Annotated in this window: 20 protein-coding genes; 17 read left to right on the top strand and 3 right to left on the bottom strand. The window is 44.4% G+C overall.

The features are described from left to right. The first annotated feature begins 109 nt into the window (after positions 1–109). The 3 genes from QMA41_RS03750 to QMA41_RS03740 all read left to right on the top strand — a co-directional run bounded on the left by QMA41_RS03750 (position 110) and on the right by QMA41_RS03740 (position 3,127). Positions 110–1,663 (top strand): L,D-transpeptidase family protein, encoded by a 1,554-nt coding sequence (locus tag QMA41_RS03750; protein ID WP_281628887.1) that lies wholly within the window; start codon positions 110–112, stop codon positions 1,661–1,663. A 184-nt stretch (positions 1,664–1,847) separates the two neighbouring features. After that, a complete protein-coding gene (locus tag QMA41_RS03745) occupies positions 1,848–2,387 on the top strand; it encodes a YcbK family protein (RefSeq protein ID WP_006958859.1) in 540 nt (179 codons plus the stop codon). A gap of 83 nt (positions 2,388–2,470) precedes the next feature. Next, a complete protein-coding gene (locus tag QMA41_RS03740) occupies positions 2,471–3,127 on the top strand; it encodes an MBL fold metallo-hydrolase (RefSeq protein WP_281628886.1) in 657 nt (218 codons plus the stop codon). A gap of 53 nt (positions 3,128–3,180) precedes the next feature. Here QMA41_RS03740 and QMA41_RS03735 read toward each other — a convergent pair whose 3' ends face one another. Then, entirely contained in the window at positions 3,181–3,858 is a 678-nt protein-coding gene (locus QMA41_RS03735) for a DUF2982 domain-containing protein (RefSeq protein WP_281628885.1), read from the bottom strand. A 221-nt stretch (positions 3,859–4,079) separates the two neighbouring features. On the opposite strand from QMA41_RS03735, the gene QMA41_RS03730 reads away from it, so the two are divergent. The 8 genes from QMA41_RS03730 (at position 4,080) to QMA41_RS03695 (ending at position 12,615) form a co-directional block, all read left to right on the top strand. Beyond that, the gene (locus tag QMA41_RS03730) at positions 4,080–4,451 is read left to right on the top strand and encodes a hypothetical protein (protein ID WP_021457472.1); all 372 of its coding nucleotides are present in this window, start codon (positions 4,080–4,082) and stop codon (positions 4,449–4,451) included. Between the two features lie 431 nt (positions 4,452–4,882). Next, on the top strand, positions 4,883–5,974 hold the full coding sequence (locus tag QMA41_RS03725; RefSeq protein WP_281628884.1) for a TRAP transporter substrate-binding protein: 1,092 nt from the start codon (positions 4,883–4,885) through the stop codon (positions 5,972–5,974). A 138-nt stretch (positions 5,975–6,112) separates the two neighbouring features. Further along, positions 6,113–6,652 (top strand): TRAP transporter small permease subunit, encoded by a 540-nt coding sequence (locus QMA41_RS03720; protein WP_006958854.1) that lies wholly within the window; start codon positions 6,113–6,115, stop codon positions 6,650–6,652. Positions 6,653–6,662: 10 nt separating this feature from the next. Continuing rightward, complete coding sequence (locus QMA41_RS03715) at positions 6,663–7,946, top strand: TRAP transporter large permease subunit (RefSeq protein ID WP_006958853.1); 1,284 nt, start codon at positions 6,663–6,665, stop codon at positions 7,944–7,946. Positions 7,947–8,025: 79 nt separating this feature from the next. After that, a complete protein-coding gene (locus tag QMA41_RS03710; protein ID WP_006958852.1) occupies positions 8,026–9,381 on the top strand; it encodes a cache domain-containing protein in 1,356 nt (451 codons plus the stop codon). Next, positions 9,374–10,012 carry a response regulator transcription factor gene (locus QMA41_RS03705; protein ID WP_006958851.1) on the top strand — a complete coding sequence of 213 codons (639 nt, stop codon included), beginning with the start codon at positions 9,374–9,376 and terminating at the stop codon, positions 10,010–10,012. The genes QMA41_RS03710 and QMA41_RS03705 overlap by 8 nt, the downstream gene beginning before the upstream one ends. An 88-nt stretch (positions 10,013–10,100) precedes the next feature. Beyond that, a complete protein-coding gene (locus QMA41_RS03700) occupies positions 10,101–10,439 on the top strand; it encodes a DOPA 4,5-dioxygenase family protein (RefSeq protein WP_281628883.1) in 339 nt (112 codons plus the stop codon). A 301-nt stretch (positions 10,440–10,740) separates the two neighbouring features. Continuing rightward, the gene (locus QMA41_RS03695) at positions 10,741–12,615 is read left to right on the top strand and encodes a methyl-accepting chemotaxis protein (RefSeq protein WP_281628882.1); all 1,875 of its coding nucleotides are present in this window, start codon (positions 10,741–10,743) and stop codon (positions 12,613–12,615) included. A gap of 31 nt (positions 12,616–12,646) precedes the next feature. On the opposite strand, the gene QMA41_RS03690 is transcribed toward QMA41_RS03695, so the two are convergent. Continuing rightward, entirely contained in the window at positions 12,647–13,513 is an 867-nt protein-coding gene (locus QMA41_RS03690) for a patatin family protein (protein WP_281628881.1), read from the bottom strand. 217 nt (positions 13,514–13,730) lie between these two features. On the opposite strand from QMA41_RS03690, the gene QMA41_RS03685 reads away from it, so the two are divergent. From QMA41_RS03685 to QMA41_RS03675, 3 genes are all read left to right on the top strand, one after another. After that, the gene (locus QMA41_RS03685; RefSeq protein ID WP_281629162.1) at positions 13,731–14,207 is read left to right on the top strand and encodes a Dps family protein; all 477 of its coding nucleotides are present in this window, start codon (positions 13,731–13,733) and stop codon (positions 14,205–14,207) included. 87 nt (positions 14,208–14,294) lie between these two features. Further along, positions 14,295–14,519 (top strand): hypothetical protein, encoded by a 225-nt coding sequence (locus tag QMA41_RS03680; RefSeq protein ID WP_281628880.1) that lies wholly within the window; start codon positions 14,295–14,297, stop codon positions 14,517–14,519. A gap of 340 nt (positions 14,520–14,859) precedes the next feature. Next, positions 14,860–16,278 (top strand): basic amino acid/polyamine antiporter, encoded by a 1,419-nt coding sequence (locus tag QMA41_RS03675; RefSeq protein ID WP_281628879.1) that lies wholly within the window; start codon positions 14,860–14,862, stop codon positions 16,276–16,278. Positions 16,279–16,302: 24 nt separating this feature from the next. Here the strand turns inward: QMA41_RS03675 and rarD are convergent, their stop codons facing one another. After that, on the bottom strand, positions 16,303–17,193 hold the full coding sequence (gene rarD / locus QMA41_RS03670; RefSeq protein WP_281628878.1) for an EamA family transporter RarD: 891 nt from the start codon (positions 17,191–17,193) through the stop codon (positions 16,303–16,305). Positions 17,194–17,493: 300 nt separating this feature from the next. Here rarD and QMA41_RS03665 point away from each other — a divergent pair, with 300 nt between their 5' ends. From QMA41_RS03665 to QMA41_RS03655, 3 genes are all read left to right on the top strand, one after another. Then, positions 17,494–17,850 carry a PilZ domain-containing protein gene (locus QMA41_RS03665; RefSeq protein ID WP_021458334.1) on the top strand — a complete coding sequence of 119 codons (357 nt, stop codon included), beginning with the start codon at positions 17,494–17,496 and terminating at the stop codon, positions 17,848–17,850. 340 nt (positions 17,851–18,190) lie between these two features. Beyond that, positions 18,191–18,688 carry a DUF2867 domain-containing protein gene (locus QMA41_RS03660; RefSeq protein ID WP_281628877.1) on the top strand — a complete coding sequence of 166 codons (498 nt, stop codon included), beginning with the start codon at positions 18,191–18,193 and terminating at the stop codon, positions 18,686–18,688. A 136-nt stretch (positions 18,689–18,824) separates the two neighbouring features. Next, positions 18,825–19,553: a DUF5677 domain-containing protein gene (locus QMA41_RS03655; RefSeq protein WP_281628876.1), complete on the top strand. Its 729-nt coding sequence runs from the start codon at positions 18,825–18,827 to the stop codon at positions 19,551–19,553. Positions 19,554–19,583 lie beyond the last annotated feature (30 nt).

The raw sequence follows: 19,583 nt of genomic DNA, 5'->3' as shown, positions 1-19,583 counted from the left end.
CTTACTTCATTGTAAAGCTTGGGAAAATTAATATTCTCATCAACATTTCATCCTAGCCTCTTATTTCTCTGCCATACTTTGATCTCGGGCGATTAGATTGGAGAGTAAGATGGCTAGACTTAACCCCCTTCTATTACTGCTGATAATTATTCCTATACCGACTTGGGCCAGTAGCTATTTTGAGCGTATTGGGTGGTTGGAGCCAGACAGTCATGTCCTTCGGGTCCTGCAATATTCCAAAGATGTCGAACACATTTATCAGAGCAATCACAACCAGTTGATCTGGTTTGATCTTCAACAAAGCACTCGGCTTGAGTTCCAACTTGAAATTATCACCAGTGCAGGATTTAGCCCTCTCTTTGCCCGTCAATTGAGGTATCTTGAGTACTATCGTAAGAGTAATCGCTGGCATGAATATGACCTTCTTGCCACCGACACTTTGCTTCTCTACATTAGCTACGCTGAGCAAGCGAAACTGCTTGGTTATGACTGGTTCTTCGAATCCAAACTGTATAAACCTTTACCGAAACTGAGCCAAACCAATTTAATTGCCGTTGCCGTGGCGGTAGATCATCAGCAGCTCAGTGAGCTAATAGAAGTCTATACCCCAGACAGTGACGACTACCAAAAGCTGATTGACAGCTACTTACACGTTGTGAAGTTTGAAGAGCTGAACTTGCCTAAGTACACCCAAAGAGGGCTAAGGCAAGTTGGGGACAAACTGAAAAACCGAGAAGTTTTGTTGGTCAGAATGGAAATGGTCGACGTCGATTTGTCAGATGTACGACGGGATGTAAATTGGTATGACGCCACTTTAGAGACCGCTGTAAAACAGTTCCAACGCCTTCATGGTTTAACGGACGATGGCATTATTGGCCCCGATACGATTCGTTGGTTGAACGTCAGCCCGAGTGAGAGGTTATCTATACTGGCGCTCAATGCCGAACGTGGCAGGTTATGGCCGATCGAACGTGACACCATCATTGTGGTGAATGTGCCCGGGTTTGAGATGAAGTATTGGTACTCAGGCCAAGAAGTGTTTGAATCTAAGGTGGTTGTAGGGCGTAAGGGTAGGCCAACACCGATGATGACGACTAAGCTGGATTCATTGATTCTTAATCCGACTTGGAATGTGCCATGGAAAATCATGGTTGAAGATATCATCCCCAAAGTGAAAGAGGATCCTGAGTATCTGGTTCGCCAAAATATTACGATTGTGCCTAAGTGGGGATCGAAAGAGTTGATTAATCCAGAGGACATTGATTGGCAGAACATGCGCCCCAGCGCGTTTCCGTATCGAATGACGCAGCTTTCAGGAAACAACAATGCGCTCGGCCTATACAAGTTTAACACCCCTAATCGCCGTGCGATCTATCTGCATGATACACCAAGTAAAAATTTGTTTGATGAGGCCAGCAGGGCATTCAGTTCAGGTTGCATTAGGGTTGAGCACGCGGATCAATTTGCCACGCGTTTGCTAGAGAGCCAAGGCTTGGATATGTCGACGCTGGACGAAGAAGAGTTGGCGGCAAACAAATCGATTCCGCTCAAACAGCGTGTGCCGGTGCACATCATCTACCAAACAGCTTGGTCAGAGGGCGGCAAGATCCATTACAGGGACGATATATACCGCTGGGATCGTTTTAGTTACGGCAAAGGGTGAGCCTGACCAAAAAATAACATTTTCTCACAACAAAGTTTTTTGTTAATAAGGTCAAGCAGTAAGCAAATTTCTATGCTCAGAATCTATCTATGAGCATGGTTTATGCATTTGCACTTCATATTAGAGTTAGGTAGTGTCGCCGTTCGACACGTTTCCATCAACGATTTTATGAAGGCTGTTCACCGTGGATTTTTCTCGTAGAGATTTTATTAAGTTAGCTGGTAGTGGCTTAGTTGTAGCCAGCTGCGCTCCTTCTCTTGCTTTCGCCGCTCACCCAGATCAACCTCGCGCATTGGCCTTTAATAACCTCCATACAGGGGAAGAGCTCGAATCTTGCTACTTCGATGGGCGAGATTATGTAGCAAACGAACTGAGTCGCATTGACAACATTTGCCGAGACTTCCGCCGCAATGAAGTCCATGAGATGGACAAATACTTGTTCGATCAGATTTCGCTGATTCAATCTGAGCTTGGTGTTGAAGCAGAAGTTCAGATCATTTCTGGTTACCGCTCTCCTGCCACCAATGCAGCGTTACGCTCAAAATCAAGTGGGGTGGCGAAGAAGAGCTACCACATGCTAGGGCAGGCGATTGATTTTCGTCTTGACGGTGTCAATCTGAAAAAAGTCCGCGACGCTGCGATTGAGCTTAAAGCGGGCGGTGTCGGCTATTACCCTAGAAGCAATTTTGTCCACATTGATACTGGGCCGGTCCGCCACTGGTAAGCGTCTTCATATAAGACAAGGTTGTCAAAAACCTTACCAAATGTCATAGTTTCGCCAGTTTAGATATTCAGTAAGGTTTCAATATGTCTCTGAAGTACCAAGTTGTTCCTGTCACTTCTTTTTCGCAAAACTGCTCGATTGTATGGTGTGATGAAACCATGGAAGGCGTAGTGGTTGATCCCGGTGGCGACGTAAAGCAACTGGCGGCACTGATTAAAGAGTTGGGTGTTAAGGTCGTCAATTTGGTTCTGACACATGGCCACTTAGATCATGTTGGTGGCACAGAGTCTTTGTCCGCTGAGCTGGGCGGTATTGAAATTGTTGGCCCACACAAAGATGACAACTTCTGGCTTCAAGGCTTAGCTGGGCAGAGCCAGATGTTTGGTTTTCCATTAACTGAAGCATTCGAACCGCAAAAGTGGTTGAATGATGGCGATACCGTAGAGTTTGGTAATCAAGTTTTCAATGTTTACCATACTCCGGGTCATACACCGGGTCATGTGGTGCTATTCAGTGAAGAAGCTAAGCTTGCCTTTGTCGGTGATGTGTTATTTAACGGTTCAGTCGGTCGTACAGACTTTCCCAAAGGTGACTTTGATACTCTGATTAACTCGATCAAAACCAAACTTTGGCCTCTAGGTAATGATGTTCGATTCGTGCCGGGCCATGGTCCTGAATCTACCTTTGGTAGAGAGCGTGCATCCAACCCATTTGTGGCTGATGAAATGCCACTTTATTAATTGCTGAAAAAGGTCGCCTCGTGCGACCTTTTCTTATATTGCCTATCATTCCATTATTCGTATTTTTCTTCCGGCTCAGCAGCGGCAAGATAGCGTCTTGCAAGCCCGACAAATTCTTCGGCAGAACGATCTAAGTCATGTGCGGAAATGAAGATGTCATAATCAAAGTAACTTCTCTGATAGCGCATTCTATTGGCAAGCATGGCTTGCAGTCCTGAATACTGTTCGCCTTGCGTATTTTTATACGGCTTGGAATCCAACACTATGTCCTCAAATTGGGTACCTTGCTGGCTCTGTTTGGCCCCAAGATACAGCAAGGCCCTTTGGCTAAGCAGAATCTCCGTGGCGATTCGAGGGCAAATACTATCGAGGTATGGTGAATAGTGCTTGAGTTTAATTCCGATCCAAGGCAGAGGCTGCTGCCATCCTTCTTGATCATAATGGCAGATGCCAATCTTGCTGACATTACTCCATTTTACCACCCAACCGCCTTTGAACAGGTGCTGCTGAAAGTGGGTGGCTGTTAATGTGTAGGAGACGGTGCTTTTGAGAATCAACAGGTAGCCAAATCCGAGCATAGACAGGATAGCGACCAGCGTCAAAACTGCCTGCTGGAAATCTGGAGAAAACATTACAAGAGAAATCAATACAATAGAAGCTATAGTCGCAAGGATTTTGGCAATCGGTGAAGATAGCTGAATAGGTTGATTGGTAAGATGCAATGTCTGCATTTACGACTCCTTGGCGATAACTTAAACCTCTGTTTATATATTCAGTAGTTATGAAAAGGATCATAATTGGTACTGATTAAATTGTAGCCTGATGACAGCATATCACGCATTTTTGCTCGATAAAGCCCCTCATACTCTGTAAATGGCCGCATTTTTTTGGTATAAATCGCGCTTCAAATTTTCACCACTGCTCCGTATGCAGTGAAATGGAGAGAAACTCGATGAGACTTGCTCATAAGCGTAAAGTGCAGATGAAATTGCAAAAACGCGTTAAGGCGACTGTTGCCAATGTAGAAGCAACTAAGAAAGCTAAGCCTGTAGTTGAGAAGAAAGTAGCTGTAGCACCAGCAGCGGAGAAAGTTGTTGCGGCTAAAGAAGTTAGCGTTGCACTAACTCCAAAACAACAACAAGTACTAGACATTGTTGTTGCTAACGCTGAAGGCATCAACCCTAAGGGTATTGGCCTAGCGGCGGGTCAGGAAGAAGCGAAAGCGGCTTCTTGGGCAACTGGCGCACTGAAAAAACTACTAGAAGAAAACCTGGTAGCAAAAGAGCAGTTAGCAGGTAACAAAGTTATCTACAAAGCAGTTTAATTCATACTGTTAGCGACCTCTTTTGAAATAGCAGACACCTCTGCTTCTTCAGACGAATAGAAGAACCTCGATGCCTATCGGGGTTTTTCTCCATTCGGACCTTCTTTTTATTGATTTATCATTATATCTATCAATATTTAACATTTGTCACATTTATAAAATCTTTTACTCTATATCTTCCACGCATCGTTCTCTACGTATTACTCCAAACTTCTAGTGTCTCAATTTTTATAAGTATTTGAATCTTAGTAAATTATAATTTTTATATCCTTTATCCTACGTAGTAATACGTAATTCTAAGGTTGAAGTATATTTGGGTTTGTTAATTTTTCTCCGTGTTCGCGCTGATTTCCTATTTCTCGTAGATAAACCACTCTGTAATGGAACAGAAGGTAACTGGAAAGTTGCTGAATCTAACAAAGGACGTGAACATGAGTCTAATCAGACAATCTTTGAAACGAGTACTGAAAGGTACGGCTATGGCAGCGGCACTAGCTGTTGCTGCGACATCAGTGAATGCTGCTGAAAAAGTGTACCGCTTGAAGTTGGCGGAAACTTGGGGCCCAAACTTCCCAATCTTTGGTGATGCAACCAAAAACATGGCGAAGATGGCGGAAGAAATGTCTAATGGCCGCCTTCAGATTCGAATCGACTCTGCAAATAAGCACAAAGCGCCACTGGGTGTGTTTGATATGGTGAAATCGGGCCAGTATGACATGGGGCACTCTGCGTCTTACTACTGGAAAGGTAAAGTGCCTAATACGCTTTATTTCACCTCGATGCCATTTGGTATGCTGCCAACAGAGCAATACGCTTGGTTTTACTACGGCGGCGGTATGGAGTTAATGGAGAAAGTCTATTCACCTCATAACCTGATGTCTTTCCCCGGAGGTAACACAGATACTCAGATGGGTGGTTGGTTCCAGAAAGAAATCAACTCTGTCGATGACCTAAAAGGTCTGAAGATGCGTATCCCTGGATTTGCCGGTGAGATTCTGGCAGAGCTGGGTGCAAAACCAACCAACATCGCACCGGGTGAGCTATATACCTCGCTTGAGCGCCGCACTATCGATGCACTTGAGTGGGTGGGGCCATCACTTGACCTACGTATGGGTTTCCACAAGATTGCACCTTACTACTACACAGGTTGGCATGAACCAGGTACAGAGCTGCAATTCCTGATCAATAAGCGCACTTGGAACCGCCTGCCTGAAGACCTGAAAGCGATTCTTCAGGTTGCCATGAAGACTGCGGCTTACGATATGTATACTCAGTCGAAACACGAAAGTGGTAAGAACTGGGCGTCAATCAAGTCCGAATATCCAAATGTGCAGGTGAAAAACTTCCCAGCGGAAGTCATGATAGCACTTCGTGAAGCTAACGAGCGTCTACTTAAAGAACATGCTGACAAAGATGAAATGGCAAAAGAGATCCAAGCGTCTCAGGCTGCTTACATCGAGCAAGTTCGTCCTTGGTCTGACATCTCGCACCGCGCATACCTGAACAGTCAGGCACAACAATAATCATAAAAATTCGTTGCCAGTTTGATTGAGCTGGCAACGAGAAGCCCAAGAAAACTCTCTTATAATTTGAAGAGTCTATAACAAAGCTCCGCAGGCTTCGGCCAAGCGGAGTTATTTCAAAGTTCCATGGAGTAGGGAATGAGAAATCTAATCTATATAGAGCGCATCTTTAATCGCTTCGGCGATTTCCTAGGATGGCTGTCGAGTATCCTGTTTATCTTATTGCTCGCAAATGTCGTTTACGATGTGGTGATGCGCTACGTGTTTAACGATGTTTCCATTGCATTTCAGGAAATGGAGTGGCACTTGTTCTCTGCCGTATTCCTTCTGGGTGTACCTTATGCCATTAAAGCGGGTGGCCATGTCAGGGTAGACCTTTTTTACGAGCGTTTGTCTCATCGAGCACAGGCGATCATTGATTTAATCGGTACCATCGTTTTTCTTTTCCCGTTTTGCCTACTGGTGGCTTGGTACGGCGTTGATTTCGCTAAAGAGAGTTTCGCCCTAGGTGAAACGTCTGGTGACCCTGGTGGCTTACCCTATCGCTGGGTAATTAAAGCCATGATTCCATTGTCGTTTATGTTTATGGCAATAAGTGGTGTTGGATTACTGCTTCATTCTCTCAATAAGATTTTTAACCCGCATTTAATTTACGCCAACTCAACAGAGCAAAAGTAAGGAGACAAAGATGGTCGGTATTGTAATGTTTTTTGTTGCCTTGTTTGCTTTGCTGCTTGGCTTCCCAGTTGCGTTCACCTTTGGTGGTATTGCACTGATCTTCGGCGTTTGGGCCGAAGGCATGGATATGTTTGCTTTCATGCCATATCGCATCCAATCCATCATGGAAAACACGGTATTGATGGCAGTGCCATTGTTCGTTTTCATGGGTTTGGTTCTTCAAAAAACACGCCTAGCGGAACAGCTGCTTGAATCCATGGGTAAGCTGTTTGGTGGTGTGCGCGGTGGTATCGCGATTTCTACCGTGTTAGTGGGTGCTTTACTGGCGGCGTCTACAGGCGTTGTTGGTGCGTCTGTTGTAGCGATGGGGCTTATCTCTCTGCCAGTTATGCTCAAGTACAACTACGATAAAGGGCTGGCGTGCGGAACGATTTGTGCCTCAGGTACGTTAGGCCAAATCATTCCACCCTCTATCGTCTTAATCCTTCTTGGTGATGTGTTAGGTGTACCCGTTGGGGATTTGTTTCAGGCAGCAGTTTGGCCGGGGCTCGTTTTAGTTGGCGCTTACGTTCTCTATATTCTGATTTACGCCAAACTGAATCCAGAAGCTGCGCAGCCAATTCCTCGTGATGAATCGGTAAGCCGTAAGCAGGAAGTCATCACTGCGCTTAAAGCTGTGATCCCGCCACTTGCGCTTATCGTAGTGGTACTTGGTTCCATCTTTGCTGGTGTTGCTACGCCAACAGAATCCGCTGCGCTTGGTGGGGCTGGTGCGATAGTTCTGTCTCTGCTTTACAAGCAATTCAGCTGGAACATGGTGTATGAAGCGTCGAAAGAGACGGTTAAAGTGACCGCTATGGTGTTTGCGATTCTACTTGGTGCTACAGCGTTCTCTATGGCATTTACTTACACGGGTGGTGACTACCTGGTTGAAGAGTGGATGCTACAAATACCGGGTGAGAAATGGGGCTTCCTGATCATCACTATGTTAGTGATTCTGGTTCTGGGCTTCTTCATCGACTTTGTGGAAATCTGTTTTATCATCGTTCCAATCATCGCACCTGTTGCCGAGATTATGGGCATCAACATGACTTGGTTTGCGATCTTGATTGCGATGAACCTTCAGACTTCCTTCCTGACCCCACCATTTGGTTTCAGCCTGTTTTATCTCAAAGGTGTAGCACCGAAAGGGGTGACAACTCGAGACATATACCGAGGCGTGATGCCATTCATCGGTATTCAGATCCTCGTGTTGGCATCACTGTTAGTCTTCCCTGGATTCTATGGAATGTGATCGCCCGATTACAGAAATGTAACAACTCTTGCTAAAGTAAAGCTGCTCGTATGGGCAGCTTTTTAGTATGGGAGAAGGAATGCCTCTAAAAGCTAAGTTGATTTTGTTGAGCTTGTTGCCGCTATTGTTAGTGATGGCGCTGACAAGTTGGATCGCTATCTACCAAACCAAAACGCTGGGTGACAAAGAAGTGAAAATCTTCCATTCCAGCCTCATTAAGTCAAAAGAATCGGCGCTCAAGGATCTGGTTGATTTGGCCTTTGATGCCATTGAACACATCTATAATGATCCTAATATCGAAGAGCATCAGGCAAAGGAGCAGGTCAAAGCGATCATCAGTCGTCTGCAATATGGAACTGATGGCTACTTCTTCGTTTACGACAAGAACGGGACCAATCTGGTTCACCCAATTATGCCCGAATTGGTGGGGCAAAACCTGCTACACATTCAGGATGAAAACGGCAACCACTTAATAGAGTCTTTACTTGCGCAGGCAAAGTCCGGTGGTGGTTTTCATCAGTATTTGTGGCAAAAACCATCGACTGGAGAAAGCGTTCCTAAACTGAGTTACGCGGCTTGGTTAAGCAAGTGGAATTGGATGATCGGTACGGGCTTGTACATTGAAGATGTCACTGAAGAGGTGGCAAACCTCCAATTGGCGGTCAACGATAATATCGAGACGACCTTCTTTTCGCTTATTGTGATTGTTGTGGTGACCGTCGCGGTGATTCTGGTTTTGACATTAGCGGTCAATTTACATGAGCATCGACTGGCGGATAAGAGCTTAAAAGAGCTGGCGCATAAAACTGTGATGTTTCAGGAAGACGAGAAAAAGCATTTAGCGAGGGAGCTTCACGATGGTATTAACCAGCTTCTGATCTCAAGCAAATGCCATTTGGAATTGCTTGGCACTAAACTTGATGACGAAACACAAAAGCAGCATCTGGCTAAATCGCAAAATTCGCTTATGACAGCGATTAATGAAGTTAGGCATATTTCTCATCAGTTAAGACCGAGTGCGCTGGATGATATCGGTCTTGAGGCTGCGATGACGACTTTGCTGACGGACTTTAAAGCGCATTCTGGCGTCGATGTTGAGGCCTCATTGTCAACCAGTCAGAGCAGGCTAAAATCAGAGGTAGCGACCACGCTTTACCGAGTGGCACAGGAGTCACTGACCAATATAGAGAAGCATTCCCAAGCCAAGCAGGTGACGGTGATACTGCAGCAATTGGGTGACATGCTTCAACTGATCATACGTGATGATGGTGTCGGATTTGATGTAGGCTCGACGTTAAGGAAGTCGGGTATTGGTTTACGCAATATGCGTGAGCGAGTAGAGTTTTTGGGCGGCGATTTTGAGCTTGAAAGCGAACCAGGGTTTGGTACAGAGATTACCGTTCTGTTGAAATTAGATGGATTAATATATGGATAAACCGATCAAAGTGGTGATAGTGGACGATCACCAGGTCGTCTTAGATGGATTTATCGCTCGGCTCCAACTGGAACCAGAAATTGAGGTGATTGGCTCGGCCAGCAATGGCTTGGAGGCGATTGAAAAGGTTAAGGAGCTAACTCCAGACGTTGTGTTGATGGATGTGAGTATGCCATTAATGAACGGCATCGATGCCACGCGTCTTATCAAGGAAGAGCTGCCAGAGATTAAGGTGTTGATGCTGACCATGCATGATAACCGCGAATACATCATGAAGGTGATGCAGGCTGGTGCTGTTGGCTACATGCTGAAAGAGATTTGTGCCCGTCGGATGGTGCAGGCGATTAAAACGGTTTACCAAGGCTCCACCTATTTTTGCGAATCCGTTACACAAACCTTGTTTTCTCAAGAAGTGATTCCTGCTGCGCAAAAACCTAACCCTCTGAGCCGACGCGAGGAAGCCGTTCTCAAACTGGTTGCGGAAGGAAACAGTAGCAAAAAAATTGCAGCGCTGCTCAGTATTAGCTATCGAACCGTTGAAACCCATCGACAGAACATCAAACAGAAACTGGATTTACACAGTACGGCTGAACTCGCAAAGTACGCAGTGGAACAGGGGCTGCTTGGCTAATCCCAAGTGTAATGAATGTAAGTGTTTGAGAGTTAATATCGGGAACGTGTTAGGATGAAGTATTCGAACACGTTCTTGTTTTATTGTTATGACCTATCCTAAGAATATCCATCAAGATTACCACGCACACGTCTATTTTGACGCCAACAGCAACGATTTCGCTTCTGACTTGAGGGAGCAAATCAGTCGTGAATTTGACTTATCTGTTGGGCGCTTCAACCAGAAATTAGTCGGCCCTCATACGATGTGGAGTTTTTCTGTAACGTTTACAGCGGATGACTTCGATGCTCTTATCCCGTGGTTGGATACATCTCGTGGCGAGTTATCGGTTTTGGTCCATGCGCTAACGGATAATGACTTAAAAGACCATACAGAGTTTGCCTACTGGCTGGGCAAACCTGTTGAACTGAATCTATCTTCGTTTTAGATAACTTGTATTTATCACGAAAATTTATTGGTTTTATCTATCACTTGTGGAAATGCTATTTTTAGAAGTTTTTATGTCTACCTTACTGATTAGGCTTGGATAATTTACTATTTTAACGATAATGGCTATCACTGTTAATTATGATTAATCACTAATCATTAACTTTTTCAGCTTAGTTTGTGTACTGTCTTGGCTCATACGGATGTTCGGGGAATGCCAGGAGGGCCAGTCATCATACTACTAGGCTGAAAAGTGCAGTTTGATTAAGCGCGCAGCCTAGGCTATTTGCCAAGAGGTATACGTGTTTAGTTTTAAAGCCAAGCTACTTATCAGCAAACTTTCGCTACTGGTTATTTCACTCGCTGCACTCGCTTATTTTCAGTATTCATTTTTGCATAGTGACAGAGAAAAAGAGATCCACAACACCATTGAATCAGTTCTGACTGGTGTAGAGAATACCGTGCAATCTGATATTGATGGGTGGAAAAACCTTGCGTTATCGACCACTCAGACCATTGAACACGAATACGCACCTAAAAGTATCGAACAGATCATTGAACAAACAAAATTAAAAGAGCTGTTTGTCGCGACGGGTATCGGCATAGAAGAAGATGGCGGTATTATTGAAAATGTACCAGGCTGGGTGCCAGACAGCACATGGGATTCTCGTGAACGCCCTTGGTATCAAGATGCCAAGCAGCATCGCTCTTTGATCATTACTGAACCCTATATCGATGTTAACACTCAGCAGCAGATGATCTCCATTTCAGCGCCTGTAGTTGTAAAAGGGGAGTTTAAAGGGGTCACTTTCTTTGATGTTAGCCTTGCGGTATTGAGTGAGAAAATTAACCGAATTTCACCATTGAATGCGGGTTATCTGTTTTTGATGACCAAAGACGGCAACATCATTTCTCACCCAAACAAAGACTATAACGGTAAGCAGCTGTCTGAGGTGTACCCTGAGCTAAAACTGGGTGGCGATGACCAGGTACTGACCCTTGATGGTGAAAAGAACATCGTCCAGCAACTACCGTTGACAGGCCATGACTGGATCATCGGTTCTGTACTTAAAGAAGATATTGTTTTCCAATCACTGGATGACATGCGTGACCAGACGTTGATGTACCTTCTGGCCGTCATCATGATCTCAGTTGTTGTGTTGGGCTTCGTGGTCAACCTACTGATGAAGCCGCTATCGAACATGACGACTGGCATTAACAGTATTTCGGGCGAAGGTGATAAGAAAGATCTAACTTACCGCCTTGAAACTAAAGTCGATAAAGAATTTGCACATATTGCGGGCGCGTTTAACGGCTTTGTTGAAATGCTACAAAACAATATTCAAACCTCTAAACTGTTTGCCAATGATCTGACTTCGACAACCAGAACTGCTGTAGAGAACTCGGAGCGTTCTGAAGCTTCCATCCTTAAACAGCAGCAAGAAGTTGAGCAGCTTGTGACGGCATTGAATGAAATGAGCAGCACCGCGCAGGAAATGGCGCGCAACACTCAAAGTGCGGCTCACGCCGCCAGTCAGGCACACGACGCATCGGTTGAAGGTGTTCAGACGGCGGTAAACGCCAGCTGCATCATCGGAGAGCTGTCAGCGCAGGTCGCTCAGTCTGAACAGGATGTCAAACAGCTCAATGTGTCTGCCGATAACATTAAGGGAATTCTGAGCGTCATTTCTGACATTTCAGATCAAACCAATTTGCTGGCACTGAATGCAGCGATTGAAGCAGCACGAGCAGGGGACTCAGGTCGAGGTTTTGCTGTTGTTGCCGATGAAGTTCGCCAGCTTGCACAGCGTACACAAAGCGCAACGGCGGATATTGGTAAAATTCTCGAAGAGCTGGAGACTGGTACTGAGCAAGTAGGGCAATCTATGTCAGTCAGCCTGACCAAAGCGGATGAGGCGATTAGTGGAATGAAGCAGGTTGAGATGGGTCTTAATACTATTAATGAGTCTGTTCAATCGATCAACGATATGAACGTACAGATCGCGACTGCCGCTGAAGAACAAAGTTTAGTTGTTGAAGAGATCAGCACCAATGCGACAAACATCTATACCTTATCCAGCGAAGTGACGGATCTGGTGTCAAACACACGAACGGCTGTTCAGAAGCTGAAAGACCAAAACGAATCAGACAAATCCCTCGAAGCATTTGTTGTTTAGTCCAAAAAAGACCGCCATCGGCGGTCTTTTTTTACAGGCAGAAATGACAATTCTCTGCATCTAATCCATAAGCGCCTTTGCGGCTGGCTAGGTGCTTTCTCCCTTCTTCGATCCCCATGAAATAACCTTCATCTAAAGCCAGTTTTTTCATTGTTAATCGTTTCACGGTGAAATTCTCTGGTGGCGCGATTGCACGCACTTTAACCCCTTCTGGTGGATTGCGAATAAACGCCAGTGCTTGATTGTAGCCTTCCGCTCGCTTAGTTAGTGCCTCGGCAATTTTCGGGTATTTATGTAGCAGCTTTTTGATTACCCAAGAGCTTTTTGGTTTAGGCATCTCGTAGCTGAGTGGGTGAGAGAGGACAACCGTAATATCCGTCGCACCGCGGCGATACGCTTCCATCACAGGAATGGAGTCTGCGACACCACCGTCAGTGTAGCAGCCACCAGAGAAGCAGGGCGTTGTTTTATAGGCTATAGGGAGTGCGCTGGTGGCTTCAATGATCTGGCTGAGATTGCTGTGATTAAGTTGGTAGTAGTCAGCTTGTCCCGTATTGATATTAGTGGCAACAGCCAACATTGGGGCCGACTGGAATACTTGGGGTGTGTCTAGCGGATAGCGCTTCTCGGATTCTGACACCAACCAATGCACGTCAATAAGATCACCACCTTTTACAAACCGCTTAGGGTTGTAAAAATCTCGGTCAGTGGCCAGTTCAGTAATGACATGATAGCTACGGCCCATCTGCTTACCTAGGTAGCCGAGTAGATTGGACGCACCCGCCGAAACGCCAATGACAAAGTCATAAGGGTAGTAATCATCGTCAATAAATGTATCGAGCACACCCGCAGCAAAAATGCCGCGCATTGCGCCTCCTTCAACAACAAGAGCCTTCACTATCTTGTCCTCAACCAATTGTTTTATCCAGAATAACGCCAGCGAACGACATCGGATAATCGGATCTAGGCATCATTGAAATAGGCAAAAACTATAGATAGGAAATTCCTATTGAAAGTATAGAAATGAACGTTTTTAACTATCTTATCGTGATGGGTATAGTGAAGTCATTGAAGGGCAACAGCCCAAGAGTATTGAAATTGATGAGGAATGCATGATGACAAACCACGTTAACTTAATCGGCCTAAACAACGAAAAATCACAAGCACTGGCGGCCGAGTTGAATGCGTTGTTAGCGCACTACCAAGTGCTTTACATGAACACCCGCGGTTATCACTGGAACATCAAAGGTCAGCAGTTTTTCGAATTGCATGTGAAATTTGAAGAGATCTACACAGATCTTCAAACCAAAATTGATGAGTTGGCGGAACGCATTTTAACGATTGGATCAACGCCAGACCACAGCTTTAGCCAGTACTTGACCAAGAGTGATATTGAAGAACACCAGAATGCGACAACAGGTAAAGAATGTGTGAGAGGCCTTGTTCATGGTTTCAGCACGTTACTGACTCAGCAACGCGCTATTTTGGCTCAAGCTGAGGATGCAGAAGATGAAGGTACAGCTGCCTTGATGGGTGACTACATTCGAGAGCAAGAAAAGCTAATGTGGATGCTTAACGCATATATGCAATAAAGCTTACTGTTTAAATAAACAGTCTTTTCTTGAATTATTGGTGAGGATATTTATACTGTATATAAATACAGTTTCTGGAGGTGAGTTATGTTGTGGGAAACCCTTGAACGTGTTAATCGCCTGCGTCAGGAGGCGCTAAACGACCCAGAGTTTATTCGCTCGGCAAAAGCGCATGAGAAGGCGTTAGAATCTCAAGAAGTTCACTATATAGGGGTTTCAAAGCGTTCCGCTAAGTCGAAAAAAGCAAAAGCGCTATCGGACATTTACCAGCAGTCAGAATTCGGGTATGACCCTTCTGGCTCTCACCATTAATCTACAATAAAGCGGGGCGACAGTGCCCTGCTTTTTTCGTTCTCTCGTTTGGGTATTCACAGTCAACCAACCCCTCTTGATGGTTTCATACATTCTTTGGTTTGATTTCTTGATAATTTATTGATTCGCCAATTGGTTTTGTGGTGGTTTTAAATTCTAATATATATTGCATTTGTGGAATTAAATATTACTATGGCGACTTGGTTTGATCAGTAACAATGAAGTGTTTGATTATGAATCTATCTTTGCGATAGCAGTCACAACTGCTCTGCCGCTTATTGATATTTCCTCGTAATATGACCACTTCCATAGCGTTCGAATTTATAATCCGGAAACAACAATGAACAACAAACTCGGGCTCAGTTCTCTTACTGCGATCGTCATTGGCTCAATGATAGGCGCAGGTGTATTTAGCTTGCCACAAAACATGGCAGCTGTTGCGAGCCCTGCTGCCGTGATGATCGGTTGGTCGATCACGGGGATCGGCATGGTTTTTCTCGCTCTCTCATTTCAAAGGTTAGCCTTCCACAAGCCTCATATCGAGAGTGGTGTATTCGGCTACGCCAAAGAAGGGTTTGGCGATTTCGTCGGTTTTTGCTCTGCGTGGGGGTATTGGCTCAGTGCGATGTTAGCCAATGTCTCTTATTTGGTGATTGTGTTTAGCACGTTGGGTATGCTGTTTGACACACCAGACAATATTATTTTTGGTCAGGGTAATACTTGGGTGTCGATCTTAGGCGCTTCTGCCTTGTTGTGGATGGTACATGCTCTGGTTTTACGCGGCGTTCAGACTGCGGCTTTGATTAACATGGTCACGACTTACGCCAAGTTGGTGCCGCTATTCGTTTTCATACTATGTGCTCTGTTTGCTTTTAGTTGGGACACATTTACGCTCGATTTTAGTGGCCTTCATTTCGGTGAAGGTCATGGGTTATTGGAGCAAGTAAAAAGTACCATGCTGGTGACCGTTTGGGTATTCATCGGTATTGAAGGCGCGGTGGTCGTATCAAGTCGAGCTCGAAACCGGAAAGACATTGGCCGCGCAACGATATTAGGCCTGCTTACCGCGTTATCTATCTATGTGTTAGTGACGTTACTGTCGATGGGCGTTATTAAACCAACGGAATTGGCCCACTACCAAAACCCCTCAATGGCAAAAGTGCTGACTCATATCCTTGGGCCATGGGGGCAATACATTATAAGTATTGGCTTACTGGTGTCTGTTTGTGGTGCATTTTTGAGCTGGACGGTTTTGGCGTCAGAAGCTCCGTATCTATGTGCCAAAGAGAAAATGTTCCCAGCCAAGTACGCTAAGTTAAACAAGGCGGGCAGTCCGGTAAGACCGTTAACCCTGACCAATGTTTGGGTTCAAATCTCTCTCATCTTTGTGATGTTCGCGGGTAGCACGTACGATACCTTACTGATTATTGCCTCCGAAATGATCCTAGTGCCTTACTTTTTGGTGGGTGCATTTGTACTCAAACTGGCGCTAGAGCAGAAAAATAAAGGCAGCCTGCTAGCCATTGGTATCGGTGCAACCTTGTACGGGCTTTGGTTGTTGTTCGCTTCCGGGCTCAATTATCTACTGCTTTCTGCCATTCTTTATCTGCCGGGTTTGTACTTTTACATTCAGGCTAAAAAAGAGCAGGGTATTAACCCATTTGAAGGTAAAGAGAAGGTAGGAGCTGGACTATTGAGTGTGGTCGCTGTGCTGGCTGTTGGCTTGTTGTGGCAAGGTATGATTAGCCTTTCATTTTAAAACATCCCCCAACTGGGGGATTTTTTATGAGCGTTTTAGTACAACTCGGTTTTTGGCGGTTTCTGCAATGGTGAACAGCAGGCCTGCCCATATCAGGCTGAAACTCACTAGTTTGACTTCATCGAAGACTTCGCCAAATAAATAGATCGCCAACAAAAATTGGATTGACGGCTCAATATATTGCATTAGGCCGACGGTCGACATACTGGTTAAACGAATCGCGAGAGAATAGAAAAGCAGCGGAATCAAAGTCGCTGGAGCTGCGCCAACGTAGAGGGAAAAGGTCTCCCAGCCAGAATTAAAAGATTCCGTTCCAACCGTCATTTCTTTGAAAATAAGGTAACCCAACGCAAATGGCATTAGTGCTAGAGCTTCAACAAACAGACAGGTGCTCCACTCGTATCGGATCTTCTTCTTACACCAACCATACAACGTAAAGAAAATGGCCATCGTGAGTGCGATAACGGGTACCTGCCCATATTGCATCACTTGATAACTCAAACCAGCGCTGGCCAGCACCAGTGCGACCTTCTTGCCAAGTGAAAGCTTTTCTCCCAACACAAATACGCCCAGCGCCGTCATCGTTAACGGGCTGATAAAAAAGCCTAAGCTGGCATCGATAACGCGATCATTGGTGATTGCCCATGTGAAAGCGCACCAGGAGATAGACATCAAGGTACTACCAAGGAATGTAATGGCGAGAGAGCGGCGATCCGCGAAAATAGCAGAAAAGTCAGGCATTCGCTTGGTGACAAATAAAACAATCAGTATGCCAAAGGGCACCGACGCGACCAATCGAACGGTCAGTAGTTCGTCTAAAGCCGCGTTAGGCAAATATTGATAATAGAGTGGCTGTAAACCCCATAGAAGGAATGAAAGCGCTGCCATCCAGTTACCGGTACGTTCTTGTGACATTGAATAAACCTAGTGATTAATATGCGTGCAATGTATGCGCAAAACTGCGTATTGTAAAGAAGTTTGTTTTGTCGTTATTTTTTGATTTCTATTCATTTAAAAACAACGACTTACTGCGTTTTGTTTGAGTGGTCATACCGTGTGTCAAGATCACAGGCTCAAAACTAAACGCTAAAGATTTTCTTTTAATAGTCGACAGTTATACTATCTGGAAATTTAATTGATATTGGTGACGGAAAACCACCAGTACAAGGTAAGGATCTTCGGGACGCTATCACTCGAAGTAATAGGAGATTGTTGATGAGTGATTTTGAACAAAAACGTAAATTCTATCGCTTGAAATACCCAAGAAGAGCAAGACCTTCTGTGCGTATTTCTAACGAGCTGTTTCACGTAACCGAAGTTTCTGAAGGCGGCATTCGAGTTGTAAAGAATACATTTACCGACTGGTACAAAGGACTGGCTATGTCTGGCACCCTCAATTTACACAACAACAAACAAGTGACCTTTGAAGGCGCAGTGCTTCGTTTTGACCAGAATGAAGTGATTGTGAAATTAAAGAAAGGACCAACGTTTAAGAATATGGTCGAAGAGCAACGCCATATCCGTCAGAAGTACCCAACGTATTTCTCCCGACCAGTCACTGAAGTCGCATAACGACAATCTCACCATTTATATCAAAGCATGCATTTTAAACCGCTGGCACTTACACCCAGCGGTTTTTGCCATTCATATCTAAGATGTCTAAAGGCAGCAGATGGTGATCATCACCACGCCGATGCTCACTTATGTTTGTGATAAATACATAGTAAATTTAAAATCAACGGGTTAAGTGAGCTGGTGAAGATATACTACGCAACCAAAATGCGCATGCGCACTTTGAACCTGTAGCTAATTCAGGTTTTCTGTATAGAAATCAGAAGAGTTGGTAGGAAAAGCTCTCGTTGGTAAATGAGCATGCGTAGTATACAAATGTTATGCCTTTTGGGAGAAATACATGTCAATTCCAAAATATTCTGAATTGTTTGATTATGCAAAAGGGGCTTATTTCGCTGATAGCTTTTCATGCGAAATCCCTAACAATGACCAAACCGCACTCGATATCTATCTTGAAATCGCGAAACAAACGCCAGCGTGGGTTTCATTCTTAATGGCAACGAGAAATCGCATAGTATCAGTACTTGGTTTAAAGAACTTAGGCCGACTTCAGGATGCTATGTCAGCGGAAAATTTAGAAAACATTAGTGTTGGCGAGAGAATCGGTATTTTCACGTTACACAGCAATAGTGATACTGAAATTGTCTTAGAGGACAGTGACAAACATCTTGATGTAAGAGTGTCGTTTTTACTGGACGTAGTTGGGGATAAAATTGCAGTACACGCGACCACGGTGGTGCATGTACATAACATGTTTGGCAAAGTGTACATGTTTTTTGTTGCTCCAGTTCACAAGCTCATCGTCCCTAGTTCTTTGAAAACGTTGGGACAGGTATAACAAAGCGTTTAAGGCAGATTCCCAACGCTTGGTGTTTTGCATTCTAAGTTGGGTTAAGTGTTTACGGTGTAAAGGTTTAGGTTAGGTGGTTAGCGTTGCTCACTACTTAACGCGGCGTTATGTGATTAGGAAAATTATGAGCTCTGAAGTACTAAAAAAAGCAATAGAGTTTGCTAATGAGCATGTAGTTCAATTGGAGATGCAAAATAACTATAAGTATCATGCATATTCAGTTGGATTGTATTGTTCTTTGATCGAGTTATCTCAATCATTTGAGATACTTACAAGAGACTACGTTCATACAGGTGCTCTTGTGTTGTTTAGATCGTTTATGGAGCATTACGTAGACCTCAAAAATTTGAGGGATAGTGAAGGCTATGTTGATGTTCTTGATTTGGATAATGGATACTCTCATCTAAAGCAATTGAAGCAAGCGAAAGATGGTAATCCATATTTTTCGTCGTTGGTGTATCTAGCTGATACCGAGATACCTCGAATCCAAGAAGAAAATAAGAAACTGGCTGAAAAGCTCGGTAAAAAGCGTTATTCGGTTTTAGATAAGTTTCAACTGGCGGGAATGGAAAATGAGTATAAAGGTTTATATGCATACTTGTGTTCCGAAGCCCATAGTTCGTTGAGTAGCATTGTTAAACGACACTTTCGCAAAGATGACGCTAAGGATCATGTTGAGTTAGTAGTGCATGCTTCCGAACCTTGTGAAAGCGATATATTCTATGTGGCAAATATGGCTTTATACCTTAGTCATGCGGGCAGTTTAGTATGTGAAATCTTAGATAGCGATATCAAGTCTAAGTTTGACGAGCATACTCAGAGTATCCAAAACTCCGCCAGCAAAATCACATAACAATCTGTTTAAGAGTGATTCGCAACGCTT

This window comes from Vibrio sp. St2 (assembly GCF_947311885.1).
GTDB classification, from domain to species: domain Bacteria; phylum Pseudomonadota; class Gammaproteobacteria; order Enterobacterales; family Vibrionaceae; genus Vibrio; species Vibrio coralliilyticus.
This window is presented reverse-complemented; position numbering and strand designations above follow the sequence as displayed.

What these genes read in the sequence shown, in the direction of transcription:
- QMA41_RS03750 (WP_281628887.1), top strand. Translation starts at nt 110, where the DNA reads ATGGCTAGACTTAACCCCCTTCTATTACTGCTGATAATTATTCCTATA.
- QMA41_RS03740 (WP_281628886.1), top strand. Translation starts at nt 2,471, where the DNA reads ATGTCTCTGAAGTACCAAGTTGTTCCTGTCACTTCTTTTTCGCAAAAC.
- QMA41_RS03735 (WP_281628885.1), bottom strand. Translation starts at nt 3,858, where the DNA reads ATGCAGACATTGCATCTTACCAATCAACCTATTCAGCTATCTTCACCG.
- QMA41_RS03730 (WP_021457472.1), top strand. Translation starts at nt 4,080, where the DNA reads ATGAGACTTGCTCATAAGCGTAAAGTGCAGATGAAATTGCAAAAACGC.
- QMA41_RS03725 (WP_281628884.1), top strand. Translation starts at nt 4,883, where the DNA reads ATGAGTCTAATCAGACAATCTTTGAAACGAGTACTGAAAGGTACGGCT.
- QMA41_RS03720 (WP_006958854.1), top strand. Translation starts at nt 6,113, where the DNA reads ATGAGAAATCTAATCTATATAGAGCGCATCTTTAATCGCTTCGGCGAT.
- QMA41_RS03715 (WP_006958853.1), top strand. Translation starts at nt 6,663, where the DNA reads ATGGTCGGTATTGTAATGTTTTTTGTTGCCTTGTTTGCTTTGCTGCTT.
- QMA41_RS03710 (WP_006958852.1), top strand. Translation starts at nt 8,026, where the DNA reads ATGCCTCTAAAAGCTAAGTTGATTTTGTTGAGCTTGTTGCCGCTATTG.
- QMA41_RS03705 (WP_006958851.1), top strand. Translation starts at nt 9,374, where the DNA reads ATGGATAAACCGATCAAAGTGGTGATAGTGGACGATCACCAGGTCGTC.
- QMA41_RS03700 (WP_281628883.1), top strand. Translation starts at nt 10,101, where the DNA reads ATGACCTATCCTAAGAATATCCATCAAGATTACCACGCACACGTCTAT.
- QMA41_RS03685 (WP_281629162.1), top strand. Translation starts at nt 13,731, where the DNA reads ATGACAAACCACGTTAACTTAATCGGCCTAAACAACGAAAAATCACAA.
- QMA41_RS03680 (WP_281628880.1), top strand. Translation starts at nt 14,295, where the DNA reads ATGTTGTGGGAAACCCTTGAACGTGTTAATCGCCTGCGTCAGGAGGCG.
- QMA41_RS03675 (WP_281628879.1), top strand. Translation starts at nt 14,860, where the DNA reads ATGAACAACAAACTCGGGCTCAGTTCTCTTACTGCGATCGTCATTGGC.
- rarD (WP_281628878.1), bottom strand. Translation starts at nt 17,193, where the DNA reads ATGTCACAAGAACGTACCGGTAACTGGATGGCAGCGCTTTCATTCCTT.
- QMA41_RS03665 (WP_021458334.1), top strand. Translation starts at nt 17,494, where the DNA reads ATGAGTGATTTTGAACAAAAACGTAAATTCTATCGCTTGAAATACCCA.
- QMA41_RS03660 (WP_281628877.1), top strand. Translation starts at nt 18,191, where the DNA reads ATGTCAATTCCAAAATATTCTGAATTGTTTGATTATGCAAAAGGGGCT.
- QMA41_RS03655 (WP_281628876.1), top strand. Translation starts at nt 18,825, where the DNA reads ATGAGCTCTGAAGTACTAAAAAAAGCAATAGAGTTTGCTAATGAGCAT.